Genomic DNA, 17,073 nt, shown 5'->3' on the forward strand with positions numbered 1-17,073 from the left:
CTTTTTCCGTAGAGCAGTGATTGGCTGACGAAAATTCATTCCGCTAACTCCTTTTTCATTGTCGGCTCGCTCGTTTTAGTTCGTTTCATCCGGAACGATCCCTGATTACGCATTATCTATCCATACTTTCCCATATCTTCTTTATGAAAATCGCGTTGATTGCGGGGCTCATGCTCATTGGCAGTGCAGCCCTGGCCTCCTTGCCCCTAGCCCAAGACGGGAGTCTTCCCAATCTGCAACCAATTGGGCACTTTATTGAGTTAGCTGATGCATTTGACCAGCAGAACCAGGTGCTGGTAGCTGAGAGTAGTGCACCGATAGCTGCCACAACAACGCCGGGTGAAAAATCCTCGTTCGGCCGTATCCACCTGACCGTTGGACCGGAGTTTTCGTATTATCCTGGTGGTCTAAATAAAGATCGGGACTGGCTCGATGATTCGACTGGGTTCGGCATGAAGCAGAATATCGGGGCCAGCCTTCGATTCGATTATCAATTTCTTTCCTGGATTGGGGTTTCGGCCACGGCCGGCTATTTTGGCTGGGAACTCGTCCGCAAATACACCCGCGATGGCGTGTCAGAATATAATGAAACTAAGCGCCTTACCCAGATTCCGCTGCAGCTGGGGATCAAGATCTATCCGGTGGGTAGCTTCTACATCATGCCTGAAGGCGGGGTGAACTTGCTGTCAGGCTCCGTCAAAACAACCGATACCCATCCAACCCCGGCCGATGAATCAGTCAGCGCTACGCCGGTTACGTACGGTGCCAGTTTGGGCTATGAAATCCGGTCAAACGCCCTACTGATCGATTTAAGCATTCGCTATCAGATACTGAACGTCAGCAATTTTAACTATTCAGCGTTTGGGCAGCGGCTGAATGAATCCGTGAATGTTGCCGGATTCCGGATTGGCATCGGTCTGAACACCCTCAAAAAGTAAATCTATCCTTACCATGAAGACATATACATCGTTACGATTGCCATTGCTGGTACTGATTGGTACGTTCCTGATGATCTGGAGCTGCCGCCGGGAGGTAGAAGTGCCGCTGCCAGCCGTACCAAAAATTCAGGGTAAACCGTCGGCAGCCTCGCTAGGCGGAACTGTTACAGGCCAGGCGGGTACCGATAAGGTTGAGTTCCGGGTTGATCTGTACGTCGTGGACCGGAGTGGACGCTATGTGCAAGGGCTGAAACAAGGGAACTTTGCGATCACGGCCACTAACCCATCGAGTTTTACATACGCGCTGACGAAGCTGGACGTAGTTGGCCAGACGGCGAAAGCAGGCGGCTATTCCGCTATGATGCTGATGGACCAGTCGGCTAGCATTGCCTACCAGCAGGTTAACGAACCGCCCACCGACCCAAACGATCTGCGGATTGCGGCTGGGAAAATTTTCCTCGATTATTTAGGTAAAGAAGACTATGCCGCGCTGTCAAGCTTTTCGGCCGGTTATCGAAATTTTATCCTTTACCACAGCAATTTTACGAATAACGTTACCGGTATGAAAGCGTCGCTAGATTCGCTGTCGACCACTGAAACGGGAGGGACACCATTGTATTACGCTACCGTCGAAGCGGTTAATTATACGTCTCGAAACGCTAAAACGAACAACAAAGCGGTCATCGTTTTCACCGATGGGCAGAATAACCAAAGCGGTACGCTCAGTAATACCATTACTATCGCCAAGCAACGCAGCATTCCGTTGTTCACGGTTGGTCTAAGCACGGGCGTGAACGTGCAGGTGCTCTCGCAGATGGCTAACGAAACTGGGGGGGCGTTCTTCTACGCCAAAGACGCTGAGCAGCTCGTCACTTCGTTCGGGACCTTGGGGAATCTGTTACGGGGAACAGCCCAGTTGTATCGTACCACCTGGATGGCCACCCGTCGGACAGGGCGCTGGGCGTCGGGCAATGAGATTGCCGAAACGATCAAAGTCACGATTCCCAATGGGGAGGTTATCGACGTGCCTTTTTATGTCAGGGTTCCCTAAGTGGCTTGACTATGAACCGCTTTTACGATCAAAAAACAATCCTACTTGCTTCAAATTATGAAAATTAACCGTTTGATTTATAGGTCAATAATTGCTATTCTATTCATTGGTGTCTGGACGGGCTTAGCGGGCTGCTCAGCAGAAGAGGAAGAGGTAACGCCGACGGACAGCGATGGGGTGGTTTCATTTAAAGTCAATGGAAAAACGTATTCGGGGGGAGCAACATCCCTTGGGGATGCTGACTACTTCTACATCTGGTGTGTGGCTTCTATCAATGATAACGATGGGTACTCGCTACAGATCGAATTAGACGAGCCAAAAGTAGGGACTTTTACCCCGGCTAAAAATTACCTGCGGGTATCAATTGCCAGCCTGAAGGGAACGATTGCTAACCCAAAGATTCAGGAATATGAATTGCCCACGAACGGAAGCGGTAGCATTACGCTGAGTCAGCACGATACCAAAGGGTTTGCTGAAGGGACATTCTCATTCACTGGGGTGAGCGACACGGGGCAGCGATTACAAGTAACGGATGGTAAGTTCAAAATAGATTTACGTTAACGCTCCCTTACTCTCAAGCTTTCTTATTGACAATACTTTACGCTTTATTCATGCACCGACCCGGCCGATTTGGCCGGGTCGGTGCGTTTACGAACGGACAGGTCAGCTTCGACGGTAATTGAGCTGAACCATGCCTTTATCCAGCGACTGGCAGCCGGTTAATTGCCAGTTCTGTTGGTTGGCAGACGGTGCAAAGAGCGGAATGCCCCGACCAATAGTCACCGGAATCAGGAAGAGGAGAATCTCGTCGATCAGACTGGCTTCAAGCAGGGCTGCGTTCAGTTGACTGCCCCCAACCAGCCAGATGCCAAGGCCGTTCTGTTGCTTTAACCTACTTACAAATTCCGCTACGTCGGTCGATACAAACTGAACGTAGGGCGCGCCGGGTTCGGGTGTAGTGGCCTGCCGGGTGAACACGTAGTTGGTTTTGTCCTTGTACGGAAAATCACCGAATGTCAGCACGTGTTGGTAGGTCGTATTACCCATCAGCGTCGTGTCGATGGTCGCGATGAAGTCAGTGTAGCCGTAGTCAACTTCTTCAAACGGAGTTAGCCAGCTGATGTCGCCGTCGGGACCGGCAATGTAGCCGTCGAGGCTGGTAGCAATGAGCAGTTTAATTGTTTTCATGCTGCAAAACTCCGGAATAGCCGCCCCAAAAAATTGTACAGATGTTACCCTCCGCTGGGAATGAAGGCAGGTGAAGTCGTTTCCGGGAGGCCAAATGACGCCCGGCGTTGGGTACGAAAGTAGGATCGGTAGGCACCCGGGGTCATGTCGGCAAACGCCCTGAACAGATGGATAAAATGAGATTGATCAAAGAAATCGTGCCGGTAAGTAAGGTCGGTGAGGCTTAGATCCGGCTGAGTTGCAATGGCATCGGCTGCGGCCCGGAAACGTAGCAGCCGTACGTATTGCCCCGGCGACAGGCCAAGGTATTTCCGGAACGTTTCGGTCAGCGACTTCCGGCTGATGCGCAGGTGACGGCAAAGCTCGGTCACGATGCCGTCGCGGAACGGTTGTCGGCGGAGGTAGGCGTCGGCGTAGTACAGATACGCCGGCACGTCTTTATGAGCGTAACGGGCGTTCAGGAATTTTTCCAGCACGATCAGCTTCTCGGCCGCAGACTGAGCCTGCTGCATCGCATCGGTCAGCGGAGTGATGGCTGCGCTAAATACAGCCTCGCCCGACACGAACAGCCGGCCAAATTCATGAGCTGGTACGTTGGTCAGCGGATACAGTCCCCAGGGTTTGAGCAGGACGCCCAGGGTTTCATGGTATCCAATCGTTCGTGACTGGCTCGGGGCCGTTTGTAACGTACTTAACCAACAGCCGTGGCCCGTATTGGCCGGTTGTGCCCCTGCGGACTGAATGGAGAAAAACTCGGAAAAGTTAAACATCAGTTCACTGTGCAGCATCGGTAGATTCGTACCACTCAGCGACAGACTGTCGGCCTGAACAGACCAGATTTTATCGACAAATAGGGAAAGCGCTCCTGTCGGTTGGCGACTCAACATCTGGACCGACTCTTCCTTGGGCGGCTTCATTTTAAGAAAATTCTAAATGGTTTCTAAGGTTTCTCTAAGCAACCGGCTGGTTTTAAAGATAATAAGGTCAGTCGCGGATCTGAGCAACTACTCAGTTATCCGGGGCTTTGTAAAAACAAACCAGTTTTAATCAAAACCAACTAACGTTATGAAAAAGTTAATGTGGGTCCTGGCTTTACTACCGGTACAGTTTGCGATGGCGCAGAATATTACTGTCAACGCAGACAAGAAACTGAACACCGATTTTACGAAGTACAAAACGTACGCGTATGCTTCGCAAGTAGACAGTAAGCTGGACGAAGGTTTTTACTTTCTGAACGACCTGGTGCTGAAGAAACGGATTCGGGATGCCGTTACGTTCGCGATGGATGGCCGCGGCTACAAATATACCCGAACCAAGCCCGACCTGCTGGTTAATTTCCGGGTGTTTGATAAACCGGCAACCATCAAAGGCTTTACGGGTTATGGACAGCGGTACTGGTCAAATGAGGAATATCGTGATCCGGAGAGCGCTACTACGTACGACGTGAAAGCGGGTACGTTGCTGCTGAGCTTACTGGATATGAAGACCGGGCAGGTTGTCTGGCAGGGGTTTGCATCCGGCCTGATGGATGGTAATGTTTTCAACCGCAACGAGGACAAGATCCGGGAGGCTGTCACCCTGATTTTTGACAAATACAACACCCGCGCTGATGGAATCAGTAAACGGTAATTAGTTAATACGAGTGAAATAGAAAGCCGGAGTCTGCTGCAAAGTGGGCTCCGGCTTTTGGTTTATGTCGGGCTTTAGCAATTTATTACCGTATGTGGCAGGCCATTGTTGAATTTTGTTTGTTACTAGGGGAAATACAGTGATTTTGGACAGTTGCACCTATGAAAAAAAGAGTACACAACAACTCAGCCGACTCTCGGCAACACAACATACGCGACCGGATCAGGTATGCACCAGCCAGACAGCAGGCTACAGGCTGGCGGAGGTACTGGATTATGGTGAAAAGTAAACTCGTTGCAGAGGTTAGATACCGGGGTATATTTCTTCTGGGTGCCGCGACCAGGTAAAGCGTAGCTTGTAGCGTTGTGAAATCGGAACTGATCATTACCAACCTTAGCTGGAACAAAGAGGATCTGGATTTCTTTGAAGTGTCACTAACGAACGGCATCTACGAAGTAATGGTCCCCCTGTTCTCCATCGATAATCTGAAGACATTCGGGCATCGCCTGATCGACTTCCCCCGTAGCGTCAAGGACGTAGTTGTTTTTCAGGAAGGACAGGACAAAGGCGACTGGTCAGGTTATCTGAACGTACAGGTGTTTTGCTTCGACCCGAACGGGCAGGTAGCCATCAACGTCGCGGCTCAGGTGAAAGACGACGATGTCCGAAGTTATCGCTCTACGTTTACGCTGGTATGCGAAGCAGCCGCCGTGAACCGCCTTGGCATCAAGCTGACCAACTGGCGACCCGACGTTGATCGGAAATTTGTCTGGCGATCGACTGACTAAACCTTACTGTTAGTTTTTACCTATCAAACGCCTTACCGCTTCGCTTGCCCGAACCAGACGGCCATTTCGTTCGGGTTGCGGTACGTAATGCGTCAAGAAATGGAAGGTCATCTATTCACTATTCTCTGATAACAACCTGACAAATTCTTCTGCTTTAATGACGGCTATTTTAGGAAAGTCAATAGTTTTCAGTATGTCGTAATGCCGATCGTTTGTCACTAAATAGTCAGCACCACCTGCAATAGCACAATCAACAAATTTGTTATCATCTTTATCAGCCTCAATGAGTTGCCAGTTGTAGTAAACGTCAATCAATAATACGTTTGGAAGATTTAATAGCTCGCGAAGTTGAACCTCCGATCGGTGGATGCCTATGCGGCTACTTATCTGTTCTTCGTATTCACTTAGCGTTTCATTGGTAACACATATGCTAAGGCGTCTATCAATGATTGCCCGATAGATTACATGAAAAGGTGAGCGGCTGGGTAATGAAACCAGCAACACGTTAGTGTCCAGTACTACGGTCATGCCAGTCACTGATCTTCCTCGTTGAGCCAGTCCTGCATGGTTTGTGCAGACCAACCCTTTTCATCCCAGGCTTTATCTGCCAGCGTCGAAAGCCGATCAGCAAAATACTGTCCAATGAGAATACGAATATTTTCAAGGTCTGTGTCACTTACCTGCTGAGCGTATAACTTCAGCAACTCTTGCTGCAAATTGGTCAATTTCCCTGTGGCTGTCATTGCGCACTATCTGTTTACTCGCTACTCAAATTTAGCGTTTTTTGTCATAAACGCTTCACCGCTTCGTCTGCCCGAACCAGACGGCCATTTCGTTCGGGCCCCGGTGCGCCCAGGCATAGTAGGGGATAAGCGTCAGGTTGCCGGACTTAAGGGCCGTAATGCCACCGAGTTTATCTTTTTCCACGACGGGCGAAAACGTCTGCTCGGGCGCAACGGTCAGGTTGAGGGCGTTGCCGCCGTTGTCAGCGGCTTCGGCGCAGTACACGATGGGGCCGCGCTCAATCGCTACCCGCCCGGCATCGTCTTTTACCTGCTGATTCGCGATGACCTCGCGCACCGGCATCTCCATCCGTAGTTCAACGCGGTCGCCGGGTTTCCAGGTGCGGCTTATGCGGGCATAGCCGTTGTCCATTTTGACTGGTACTGCCTTGCCGTTGACCTTTAACGAGGGAGTAGCGCCGATGTTCCGTCTGTAGCTATACAGATTACCCGGCATGGGTTTGCCGAGTGTCCAGCCCGGAATACGGACCAGCAGGTCAAACGCCTGGGCGTTCCGGGGCGAAACGGTCATCGTTACGGCACCGTCCCAGGGGTAATTGGTTTGCTGTTGAACCTGCACGGGCGTTTTGCCGACGGTCAGTTCAGATGAGTTCGTCAGAAACAGGTTAACAAATACGTCGTTGTTCTTCACCGCATAAACGTAGCCCGGCAGCGAGGGCAGAAACCGCACGACGTTGGTCGGGCAACAGGACGTACCAAACCACGGTGCCCGCTCAGCCGCGACGCCCACATTGAACTTGCGCTTGCCGTCCGACGCCAGCGGGTTGACGTAGAAAAACTTGTCGCCTTCCAGTGATACGCCCGCCAGAAACCCGTTGTACAGCACCCGCTCAAACACGTCCATGTACTTCGACTGACCGGTCAGCAGAAACATGCGATGGTTCCAGAGCAGGTTCGCCACGGCCGCGCAGGTTTCGGCGTAGGCTACGTCGTTGGGCAGTTCGTAGGCGTTGCCGAAGGCTTCACCGTGTTCGCGGGCACCGAGCCCACCAGTGAGGTATTGTTTGCGCTCCACGACGTCGTTCCAGATGGCCATCAGCGCATCGAGATACGCTTTGTCCTGCTGAATGGCCGCAATGTCGGTCATGGCCGCGTACATATAGCCCGCCCGCACTGCATGGCCCACGGCCTCGCGCTGCTGCGTAACGGGCTGATGATCCTGTAAATACTGCGAGCCGTTGCCCGTACGCGAGGGGTCGGGGAAGAGTTCACGTTTGTCGGATCGGCCACGCATGTCGAGCAGAAAGCGGGCAAAGTCCAGGTAGCGTTTGTCGTTTGTGACGCGGTACAGCTTCACCAGACCAATCTCAATCTCCTGATGGCCCGGCACCACAATCAGTTTATCAGGGCCGATGGTTCGCATCAGGTAATCCGCGTTCTTCAGCGCTACGTTCAGGAACGTTCGTTTGCCGGTGGCCTGAAAATGCGCGACGGCCGCTTCGTACATGTGGCCGACGTTGTAGAGTTCATGACTGCCAGCCATGAACGAAAAGCGCGTCGCTCCGGCGTCACGGTCTTTTTTGGCCGTGCTGTCTTTCAGGATGGTTCGTATGGTATAGAGGTAGCCATCGGGCTCCTGCGCAGCCGCGAAGTACGAAATCAGCGTATCAAGGTACTTATCAAGCTTCGGATCGTAGTGGGTTTGCAGGGAATAGGCGGCCCCTTCGACTACCTTGAACACGTCGGAGTCGTCGTAGCGAATGCCGCGGAATGTTCCCGGTTTTTTACCACCGGCTACGGCAAAGTTGTCGATGCGGCCGGTTTCCTCACATTTTTTGAAGTCGAATGGAATCGTGACGGTCCGGTTCGTTTCCAGGCGCGGCTGCCAGAAACCGCCGTTGATTTTTACGTTGGTGAACGCAACCGGAACAATGGGGTAATCCTGGGCGGTGGCGGATAAAGGAACCGCCAGGCAACTTAGGCTGAAAAGCAGGGTACGTAGCGTCATCGTGGTTTTGCGTCGAGGGTCATTGGGTCGCCGGACGGTGGCTAAACAGTATAAAGCTAGCCATCCGGCTTTATAACAGCAACGACCTGTTCCCGTATGAAACGACTTTTTTCGCTTTTCCTACTTGTTCACACCTTATCCGTTTTTGCCCAAACCAGGCCCATACCGCAGCTAAAAAACCAGAACGGACGCTACGCCTTCCTCGTGGATGGAAAGCCATTTCTGATACTGGGCGGGCAGGTTCATAACTCCAGTGCCTGGCCCGCTGCCATGCCGTCGGTCTGGGCGCAGGCTGAGCAGCTTGGTGTCAATACGCTCGAAGTGCCGATTTACTGGGAGGCCGTGGAGCCGCAGCCCGGCAAATTTGATTTCAGCACCGTCGATTACCTCGTGACCGAAGCCCGGAAGCGGAACCTGCGGCTGGCATTACTATGGTTTGCCAGTTGGAAAAACGGCGAAATGAGCTACACACCGGAGTGGATAAAAACGGCTCCGCAAATGTACCCACGGGTGATCAACGCCCACGGCGAACGGATGTTCCACCTGTCGCCAGTGGCCGCTACGAACTGGCAGGCCGACGCCCGGGCGTTTGCGGCCCTGATGCGGCACCTGAAGCAAACCGACGAGCGCGACCGGACCGTGATTATGGTGCAGGTGGAGAACGAAGCCGGCCTGCACTCCGCCGACCGCGACTACTCGCCGGAAGCCAACAAGGTGTTCAACAGCCCCGTACCCGATGCACTCCTCAAACGGCTCAACAAGTCGGCCGGTACGTGGGAGCAGGTATTTGGGTCGGATGCGCCGGAGTTATTTTCGGCCTGGACCGTAGCGAGTTACATCAACCGGGTGGCCGAAGCGGGTCGGCGGGAGTACGCCCTGCCGCTGACGGCCAACGCCTGGCTTAAGGAAAATGGGTTTCAGCAGCCGGGTGGGTACCCAACGGGCGGACCAACGTCCAACGTACTGGATGTCTGGAAAGCAGCGGCCCCGGCTATCGACATCCTGGCGCCCGATATTTACCTGGGCAGCTACCCCGAAATTCAGGGCGTCATGCGGGCGTACACCCGGCCCGACAATCCGCTGCTGATTCCGGAGTCGGGGGGCGCGGCCATGCCCCGAACGTTGTTCTACGCCCTCGCTGACTACGGAGCGATTGGGTTTGCGCCTTTTGGCTTCGATAACGCGACCGGTACGCTGGCTAAGGAGTACGCGGCCGTAACGCCAAACTATACCCTGCTCCGGCCGGCCATTCCGGTGCTGACGCAGATGCAGCAGACCGGTAAGCTCCAGGCCGCGGTGCAGGAGCACGGCATGAACGAAAAGCTGGTGCGGTTCGACGGCTACGATTTTCTGGTGCAGTTTGTGTCGCCACCGGGGGCCGAGGGACCGCAGGGAAGGGTGCTGCTGGGCGAGATGAACCCCGACGAATTTTACCTGATTGGTTTCAACGCCCGCTTTCAGGTACGGCCTCGATCGCTGCCGCCGTCGGCCCGGATGAGCAAGTACGAATTTATCCTGACCGTGGAAGAAGGGACATTTGACGACGCGGGGACGTTCCGGCGGACACGGCTGTACAACGGCGACGAAATCTACTTTTTCGAGCTGCCTGCCACCGGCTCCGTGCTTCGCGTGCGGTTGCAGCGGAAGTAGGCAGCCACGGCGCGAACAGGGTTAGAAAAGAACGTAGTGCGGCTTTAGTGTGGTAGACATTTCGTTCCTCACAAGGAACATGGTGGGGATGGACGTGGTGGTACGCCCGTGGTGTCAGATGCAGCACCTGACACCACGGGCGTACCACCACGTCCATCCCTAAAACCTTACCTGAACCGCCTTACGTATGAAACCCATTCTGTTCGTTCTGTCCGTGGTGATTGTCAGCCTCGGGTGGATCTCTCAACAAACAACGGCGCCCAAACCCGGTCCCAAGCCTGCCTTACGGCTGGTTCAGGACGAAAAAGCGGGTACCATTTCGGTATTCCGCGCAGGCGGAAAGGCACCCATCGTCACCCAGAACGCCAAGGCTGACTTTCGGCCGTATCTGCATCCCATCGTAGCGCCCGACGGCAAAGGGCTGCTGACCGAATACAGTCCCGGCCACCACAAGCACCAGACCGGGCTGTACTGGGGATTCACCCGGGTCAACGGCCGTGATTATTTCCACCATCCACAGGGTGATTACTGGCGTCGGGTGTCGGCGAAGATCATCAAAGGCAGCGGGCCGGAGGTGAAGTGGCAGACCGTCTACGACCTGCTAGACTCTACCGGTAAGGCGGTACTGACCGAAACCCAGACCTGGTCGATGCGCGAGCAGCAGGGGAAATACCTGCTCGATCTGGAATGGAACGGCGAAGCCAAAACCGACGTAACAATTGGCAAATACGACTACGGCGGGCTGTTTCTGCGGATGCCCTGGCGCGAAGGCATCAAGGGCGAGGTGATCAATGCCGCCCGCCAACGTAACGAAAAGGCGGAGGGGCAGCGGGCCATGTGGGTCGATGTGGGTATGCAGGTGGACGGACGTAACGACCTCGCGCATATCGCCATTTTTGATCATCCCGAAAACAAAGGGTACCCGAACTACTGGCGGGTCGACAGTCAGTTAGGCATTGGACCCGCCCGCGCCCGCAAGGAGAACTGGACCATCAAGGCCGGTGAGACGGAAGTGATTCGCCACCAGCTTGTGGTGTACACCGGCACCCTCAATGACGTAGAGCTTACCAAAACCTGGGGTGAGTTTACCGGTAACAATTCGACTTATTCAACCGCCGTTCTGTGGGGAATCGCCCAGCAGGAAGCGTTGCAGGCCAAATTCCTGACGCCGGAAGACGCCGTGGCCAGCATGACCCTGCCGAGCGGGTTCAAAGCAAACGTCTGGGCGTCGGAGCCGATGATGACGCAACCGATGGCCTTCTGCTGGGATGATCGCGGGCGACTCTGGGTGGCCGAAAACCGCGATTACGAATCGCGGGGGCATGGCTTCTCCAACGCCGGTAACAGCCGCATCCTCATTCTGGAAGATACGAACCACGATGGCGTGGCCGACAGCAAAAAGGTGTTTCTGGACAGCATACCGTTTCCGGCGGCTCTGGCTGTCGGCTTCGACGGCCTGTTCCTGGGGGCACCACCCAACCTGCTCTTTGTGCCCGACCGGAACGGCGACGACGTAGCGGATAAGAACGACATTGAAGTACGGCTGACCGGCTGGGGCATTCGCGACCGCCACGAAACCCTGAACAGTTTTCATTGGGGACCCGACGGCTGGCTCTACGGGCTCCAGGGCTTTGCCACACCGTCGAAAGTCCGGAAGCCCGAGGGTAAGGGCAAACTCTACAAACACAAAGAGCCTTTCCCCGAGGATATTTTACAGGGCGAAGGCGTCGATATCAACGGCGGAGTCTGGCGGTATCATCCGATCAAGGACCGGTTTGAGGTGGTGGCGCACGGCTTCAGCAATCCCTGGGGCATCGACTACAACGCCAAAGGCCAGCTCGTGATCAGCGCCTGCGTGATTCCGCATCTCTGGCACGTGATTCCGGGCGGTATTTATCACCGGCAGGGCGGTCAGCATTTCAACCCGTACGTGTACAGCGACATTAAGACCATTGCCGATCATAGTCACCGGTCGGCCCACGGCGGGGCGCGGGTGTACCAGTCAGACGCGTTTCCGGCCGAACACCACGGCCGTGTGTTCATGGCCAATATCCACGAACACGCCGTGCTGTCGGACATTCTGGAACCCAAAGGCTCGGGCTACGTGGGGCATCACGGCGACGATTTTTTGCAGGCCAACAACGCGCAGTGGGTCGGTTTCAGCATGGAAATCGGGCCGGACGGCGGTTTGTACGTACTGGACTGGCACGACGCTGACATTTGCGGGAAGGAAGTGCTGAACGGCGAGACCGGTCGGATTTTCCGGATCATGCCGACGCAGTCGCTGGCGCAAAACTGGGAAGGTCGGTACGCTGACCTTACTAAAATGACGGACCGCCAACTGGTCGATCTGCAAACGAGTAAAAGCGACTGGCACGCCCGACGCGCCCGTGTGATTCTGCAAGCCCGCGCGGCTAAGGGGAAACTGGACAAACAGACGCATGAACAGCTACGTACATTGTTCCAGACGGCCACCAACCCCGACTGGCGGCTGCGGGCGATGTGGGCCTTGCACGTAACGAACGGGCTGGAACCGGCCGCGCTGCAGCAATCCCTGGCCGATGCCGACCCGTACGTTCGGGCGTGGGCCGTTCAGCTCTTGTGCGAAGATCGGTCGCCCTCGGCCGACGCGCTGGCGGCATTTGGCCGGATGGCCCGCGAAGATAGTTCGCCGGTCGTGCGGTTGTACCTGGCGTCGGCCCTGCAACGGATTCAGAGCGAAACGCGCTGGAAAATTGCCGAAGGACTGCTGGCCCACGGCGAAGACACGGAGGACCATAACCTGCCTAAAATGATCTGGTTCGGGGTGGAGCCGCTGGTGAAGGAAAACCCGGATCGGGCGTTGGCGCTGGCCACGAACAGCAAGATTCCGATGGTGGCGAAATTCATCGCCCGTCGGACGGTGGATGCTGACCAGGTGAAGCTGCTGGTAACGGCCATCGGGAAGACGGCCCGGCCCTCGGTTGCTATGCTCGAAGGCCTGCGCGACGGGCTGGAAGGCCGCTATGACCTGACCGCCCCAGCGAACTGGCCGGCCGTTTACGCCAAGTTGAAGCAGGGAGGCCCAGACGTAGCGAAAATCAGCACCGACATCGCCCAGCAATTTGGTGATACGGAGGTCAGTCAGAAGCTGCTCGCTACGTTGAAAAATAGAAACGCGCCGGTTGAGCAGCGTCGGCAGGCCCTGCAAACGATCGCCAACCGGAAGCGGCCCGAACTGGCTACGGAACTCCTTAATCTGGTCAATGAACCAAATCTGCGCAGCGACGCCATTCGGGCCATTGCGGGCTACGACAGCGACGCGCTGGGTAAACTGCTCATTACGCGGTACCCAACCTTTACCTCCGCCGAAAAGCTGCTGGCCGTGCAGACGATGGCCTCCCGGCCAAAATACGGCTGGCTGCTGACCCAGGCGCTGAAGGACGACCGCATTCCGAAGCGGGACGTACCGACCTACGCAGCCCGGCAACTGTTGCGGGTAGTGGGTAGCGGGTTCGTGGAGGTGTGGGGACCGATTGAGCAAAGCGGCATGGACGAAAAAGCGTACAAGAAATACCAGCGCCTGCTGACCGACAAAGCCGTGGCCGAAGCCAGCCCCGGCAAGGGACGTATTGTTTTCCAGCGTACCTGCGGCCCCTGCCACAAGATGTTCGGCGAGGGCGGCATCATTGGCCCGGACCTCACCGGCTCCAACCGCGCCAACCTGGATTACCTGCTGTTCAACGTCCTGAACCCGAGTGGCGAAATCCAGGATGATTACAAGATGGTGGTCGTGACGACCCGCGACGGCCGAACGTACTCCGGCAACCTAACGGGCGAGAACGACCGGCAGTTGACCTTGCGGGTGGTTGGACAGGACGCCGTTGTGCTCAACAAATCGAACATCCAGTCGCGGGAAGTGACGCCGGTGTCGATGATGCCCTCCGGCCTGTTCGACGCCCTGACCGACAGCGAAATCACCGATCTGGTTGCCTACCTACGTACCGCCGAGCCGGAGAAGCAGGCGAGGAAAGGGAAGTGAGTTAAAGGGTTGGGGTTGTCAGTTTGCGAGATGCGCCGTTTTTAGTAAACGGCGGATTTTGTATGATTTATGTTGGAGGCTGAGGAGCTTTTGGTAAATAACTATTTATTAGATAGCCACTTAGTAGGTGGTAGGGTAAGTTATTTGACACATTGGATTTGTTGAATAAAAGGCGCAAAATATGCCTATATTTAGGAGTTGTGAGCAATTTTATGAATCGAAAAAGCCTGTTAAATCAACTTGAATTAGCTTATGCGCCATTAACAGCGTACGAATTTGCAATAGTCAAGGACGACAAATTGATTGAAAGAGCACTTGAGAAAGCAAGTCTTTATTTAATTGGTCAAAGACCGGTTAGCACCTTCGAAAATGTAATTCCAGATACGACCGTATATCAATTGAACTTTGAAATTCATCAAAGAGGCAATCCGAATATATTAAAGTGCAAACTTCCGTTCGACCAAGAAATATTTGGTTTAATGCAGGACAATGTTGTTGACGTGGCGTTTAATTATCTCGACAGACCTATTAAGCAAGAAAAGTGCCCATTTCAAAATATTCATGGTTTTTCATTAGTTAGGCATACAGAAAATGGAAAGGAGTTTATCATTTGGTTTTCTCCAGAAAAGCTTCTTCAGAATTGGTGGAAAGGATTTATTGATTGTGAAATTCAGGGTGATTGGAAATCATATATAAAGTATAAGGTGCATTATGTTGGTAAAGCAACTAAGCAAAGCATATTGAAACGCTTAACTGGACATTCAACATTTCAAGATATTCTGTCTTTGGAAGCTCCAGTAACTGAAAAACAATTGCCAGCAAACGAAATTGTGATTCTTCCATTCGAGTTTCAAGATAATTTGCAAATTCAATCATTTGGAGAGGAAGCAGATACAAAAGATATGGTCGCTTCGTTACTTGGAGATAATTACCCAGACCAAGAAAAAATATTTATTGATGCAGAGAAGGCTTTAATTAAAGCCATACGTCCGTCTTACAACAAGGAGTTATTCAATAGTTACCCTATTAGTAGGGATGGCCTTTATAATGATAACTATGATGCCATCTCGTACACATTCATTGATCCAATTGTATTAGTTTACGAGGAGGGTGAAATACGGGGCGGACTTACCCATACTGGTGGAGACACTATTTTGATTATTAACAACAAAGAATTTAAACTTGTTAAACATAAATAAAGCTGCACATAAAATGCGGTTTAGCTTATGGTGACTGACCCAATGCACATCAGTTTTGGTTCACTATTCGTCAGCAGTTTCAACGTGACGGAACGCTATTGTGCAGTAGAATAAAACTTGTACACTAATTAAATCATTCGGCTTCAGTTATTAGTAGACGTAACGACAGATTATTGCCATAACGTTAAGCAGTCCAACGTTGTACACCAAAAACACTAGCACACCCTTGCCATCAGACTCATTCTCAAAAAGCCAGCCGTGGGTCTGCTGTACGGTGTGCAGAAAGGAAGTGGTAGCAGCTACGAAACCCTGCACAAACAACTGGCTGATTCGGGTGATCTGGTGTTCGACCTGTCACTTCCCGTCAAAGCGAACAAAGATGGTCGACTGGTCTTGCATGGGCCACTCGTTCAGGATCGTCAACCGAACGGTATCGATGCTATCGTTTCGCCTATTCGATACCCTGACCAATAGCAAAATCACTGATCTGGTCGCGTACCAACGTACTGCCGGGCCGGAGAAGCAAGCCGAAGGGGAAGTGAGTTGAGAGCTCGGCAGGTCGTGGCGGTGGCTTAACGTAATAGCCGAAAAGCTGAACGAACGTTAACCGGACGAACTGGTTTACACAATTACGGATTTCGCAAACTGGCTTACTACTGGAATTTAGAAGCGATAGCTTGCCGGAAATGATCTACAGTACACAACCGCGTTTTGCAGCAATGGTGGCAGACGAACAAGTTTTGAACATCAGCAGGCAATTCTACATTACATTAGTGCACGCGTGAAGCTGGAGTGCGATGAATGCCACCACCGACAGCGACACGTTCGACGTTAGCGGTAAGTTTTCCCGCACATTGTACGGTTGATGATACGATATGAGTACAAGTTGCACACCTGCGCCAGAGAACAAAAAGGAGTATATCACCGACATCGGGAGGATACTGGTCAAGGAGTATGGTAAGAAAGAGTACTACCAGCCTGAAGAAGTAAAGGACGCCCACAATAAAAGTAAGTGGTATGATGGGCTGGATTTTTCGTGTTGGGGTATGAGTACCTTTTCTTCACATGCAGATTTTGACCAGTATCACCAACGAACAGGTGAGCTATGCGATTATGTTGACATGAAAGCCGAAATGTTGCACGGACTATCGTTGTCGACAGGTTCCGACATATTTGATTCCGCCGACTTTGATATTGATGCTTCCTGGTTGGACTTCGGGGACGTATTTGGGAGTATAGTTGAAGGGATATGCGGATTAATTAGTGGCATATGTGATGTGGATTAATGGATGAAGAATTAAACCCCAATGTCAGAATACACCCTTACCATCAGAATCATTCTCGAAAAGCCAGCCGTTGGTCTGCTGTACGGTGTGCAGAAAGGAAGTGGCAACAGCTATGAAACCCTGCACAAGCAACTAGCTGATTCAGGTGATCTGGTGTTCGACCTGTCGCTTTCCGTCAAAGCGAACAAAGACGGCCGACTGGTGTTGCATGGACCAATCGTTCAGGGATCGTCAACGGACCGGTTTCTTTACCTGGATATGGGCAGCTATGCCGGACAGACCAACGCACCGGCCAGCGGTCGGCTGAAAATCCCGCTTCCGGAAATTACGGACCAGGTAGCGCAAACCGTTCGCGACGGGAGCGTGCTGTTGACTACCATCGCCGGTACGAAAGACAAGGACGGAAGTCCCACTACGGGAACCGTGAAGCCATTCGGCGGATGGTCACTGATGAAGGCGTGAACGTACCGCAGAGCGCCTGACATGGGTTTTGTACCGAGCGGTTTGTTGTGCAAATCTTCGGCTATCTACATCAATTACAGGACAGTCTTCAACTGCCCCACCTTCGCCTA

The 17,073-nt window shown here is 53.1% G+C and carries 16 protein-coding genes; 11 read left to right on the forward strand and 5 right to left on the reverse strand.

Annotated features, from left to right (window positions below):
- The first annotated feature begins 143 nt into the window (after nt 1-143).
- From BN8_RS08815 to BN8_RS08825, 3 genes are read left to right on the forward strand one after another with little or no spacing between them, the layout of a single operon-like run.
- Nucleotides 144-938, forward strand: a complete 795-nt coding sequence (locus BN8_RS08815; RefSeq protein WP_009281493.1) for an outer membrane beta-barrel protein — start codon at nt 144-146, stop codon at nt 936-938.
- 13 nt (nt 939-951) lie between these two features.
- Nucleotides 952-1,989, forward strand: coding sequence for a vWA domain-containing protein (locus BN8_RS08820; protein ID WP_009281494.1), 1,038 nt, complete (start codon nt 952-954; stop codon nt 1,987-1,989).
- 57 nt (nt 1,990-2,046) lie between these two features.
- Nucleotides 2,047-2,550 carry a hypothetical protein gene (locus tag BN8_RS08825; protein ID WP_009281495.1) on the forward strand — a complete coding sequence of 168 codons (504 nt, stop codon included), beginning with the start codon at nt 2,047-2,049 and terminating at the stop codon, nt 2,548-2,550.
- Nucleotides 2,551-2,652: 102 nt separating this feature from the next.
- On the opposite strand, the gene BN8_RS08830 is transcribed toward BN8_RS08825, so the two are convergent.
- The gene (locus BN8_RS08830; protein WP_009281497.1) at nt 2,653-3,177 is read right to left on the reverse strand and encodes a dihydrofolate reductase family protein; all 525 of its coding nucleotides are present in this window, start codon (nt 3,175-3,177) and stop codon (nt 2,653-2,655) included.
- 44 nt (nt 3,178-3,221) lie between these two features.
- Nucleotides 3,222-4,094 carry a helix-turn-helix domain-containing protein gene (locus BN8_RS08835; protein WP_009281498.1) on the reverse strand — a complete coding sequence of 291 codons (873 nt, stop codon included), beginning with the start codon at nt 4,092-4,094 and terminating at the stop codon, nt 3,222-3,224.
- A gap of 148 nt (nt 4,095-4,242) precedes the next feature.
- Here BN8_RS08835 and BN8_RS08840 point away from each other — a divergent pair, with 148 nt between their 5' ends.
- Complete coding sequence (locus tag BN8_RS08840; RefSeq protein ID WP_009281499.1) at nt 4,243-4,806, forward strand: DUF4136 domain-containing protein; 564 nt, start codon at nt 4,243-4,245, stop codon at nt 4,804-4,806.
- A 365-nt stretch (nt 4,807-5,171) separates the two neighbouring features.
- Nucleotides 5,172-5,594, forward strand: coding sequence for a hypothetical protein (locus BN8_RS08845; protein ID WP_009281500.1), 423 nt, complete (start codon nt 5,172-5,174; stop codon nt 5,592-5,594).
- A 111-nt stretch (nt 5,595-5,705) separates the two neighbouring features.
- Here the strand turns inward: BN8_RS08845 and BN8_RS08850 are convergent, their stop codons facing one another.
- Genes BN8_RS08850 through BN8_RS08860 form a run of 3 tightly spaced genes read right to left on the reverse strand, consistent with a single transcriptional unit; the run spans nt 5,706 to nt 8,345 of the window.
- Entirely contained in the window at nt 5,706-6,122 is a 417-nt protein-coding gene (locus BN8_RS08850; RefSeq protein ID WP_040005908.1) for a putative toxin-antitoxin system toxin component, PIN family, read from the reverse strand.
- Between the two features lie 5 nt (nt 6,123-6,127).
- Nucleotides 6,128-6,337: a DUF8507 family protein gene (locus BN8_RS08855; protein WP_009281501.1), complete on the reverse strand. Its 210-nt coding sequence runs from the start codon at nt 6,335-6,337 to the stop codon at nt 6,128-6,130.
- 55 nt (nt 6,338-6,392) lie between these two features.
- Nucleotides 6,393-8,345, reverse strand: coding sequence for a glycoside hydrolase family 127 protein (locus tag BN8_RS08860; protein WP_009281502.1), 1,953 nt, complete (start codon nt 8,343-8,345; stop codon nt 6,393-6,395).
- Nucleotides 8,346-8,441: 96 nt separating this feature from the next.
- Here BN8_RS08860 and BN8_RS08865 point away from each other — a divergent pair, with 96 nt between their 5' ends.
- From BN8_RS08865 to BN8_RS08890, 6 genes are all read left to right on the forward strand, one after another.
- A complete protein-coding gene (locus tag BN8_RS08865; RefSeq protein WP_009281503.1) occupies nt 8,442-9,995 on the forward strand; it encodes a DUF5597 domain-containing protein in 1,554 nt (517 codons plus the stop codon).
- Between the two features lie 187 nt (nt 9,996-10,182).
- Nucleotides 10,183-14,016, forward strand: coding sequence for a PVC-type heme-binding CxxCH protein (locus BN8_RS08870; RefSeq protein ID WP_009281504.1), 3,834 nt, complete (start codon nt 10,183-10,185; stop codon nt 14,014-14,016).
- A gap of 212 nt (nt 14,017-14,228) precedes the next feature.
- Nucleotides 14,229-15,215 carry a hypothetical protein gene (locus tag BN8_RS08875; RefSeq protein ID WP_040005660.1) on the forward strand — a complete coding sequence of 329 codons (987 nt, stop codon included), beginning with the start codon at nt 14,229-14,231 and terminating at the stop codon, nt 15,213-15,215.
- Nucleotides 15,216-15,473: 258 nt separating this feature from the next.
- Complete coding sequence (locus BN8_RS08880; RefSeq protein ID WP_009281506.1) at nt 15,474-15,689, forward strand: DUF5990 family protein; 216 nt, start codon at nt 15,474-15,476, stop codon at nt 15,687-15,689.
- A gap of 401 nt (nt 15,690-16,090) precedes the next feature.
- The gene (locus BN8_RS08885) at nt 16,091-16,501 is read left to right on the forward strand and encodes a DUF6559 family protein (protein WP_040005661.1); all 411 of its coding nucleotides are present in this window, start codon (nt 16,091-16,093) and stop codon (nt 16,499-16,501) included.
- Between the two features lie 21 nt (nt 16,502-16,522).
- A complete protein-coding gene (locus BN8_RS08890; RefSeq protein WP_009281507.1) occupies nt 16,523-16,963 on the forward strand; it encodes a DUF5990 family protein in 441 nt (146 codons plus the stop codon).
- Nucleotides 16,964-17,073 lie beyond the last annotated feature (110 nt).

Origin of the sequence: Fibrisoma limi BUZ 3 (assembly GCF_000296815.2) — a bacterium.
Classification (GTDB): domain Bacteria; phylum Bacteroidota; class Bacteroidia; order Cytophagales; family Spirosomataceae; genus Fibrisoma; species Fibrisoma limi.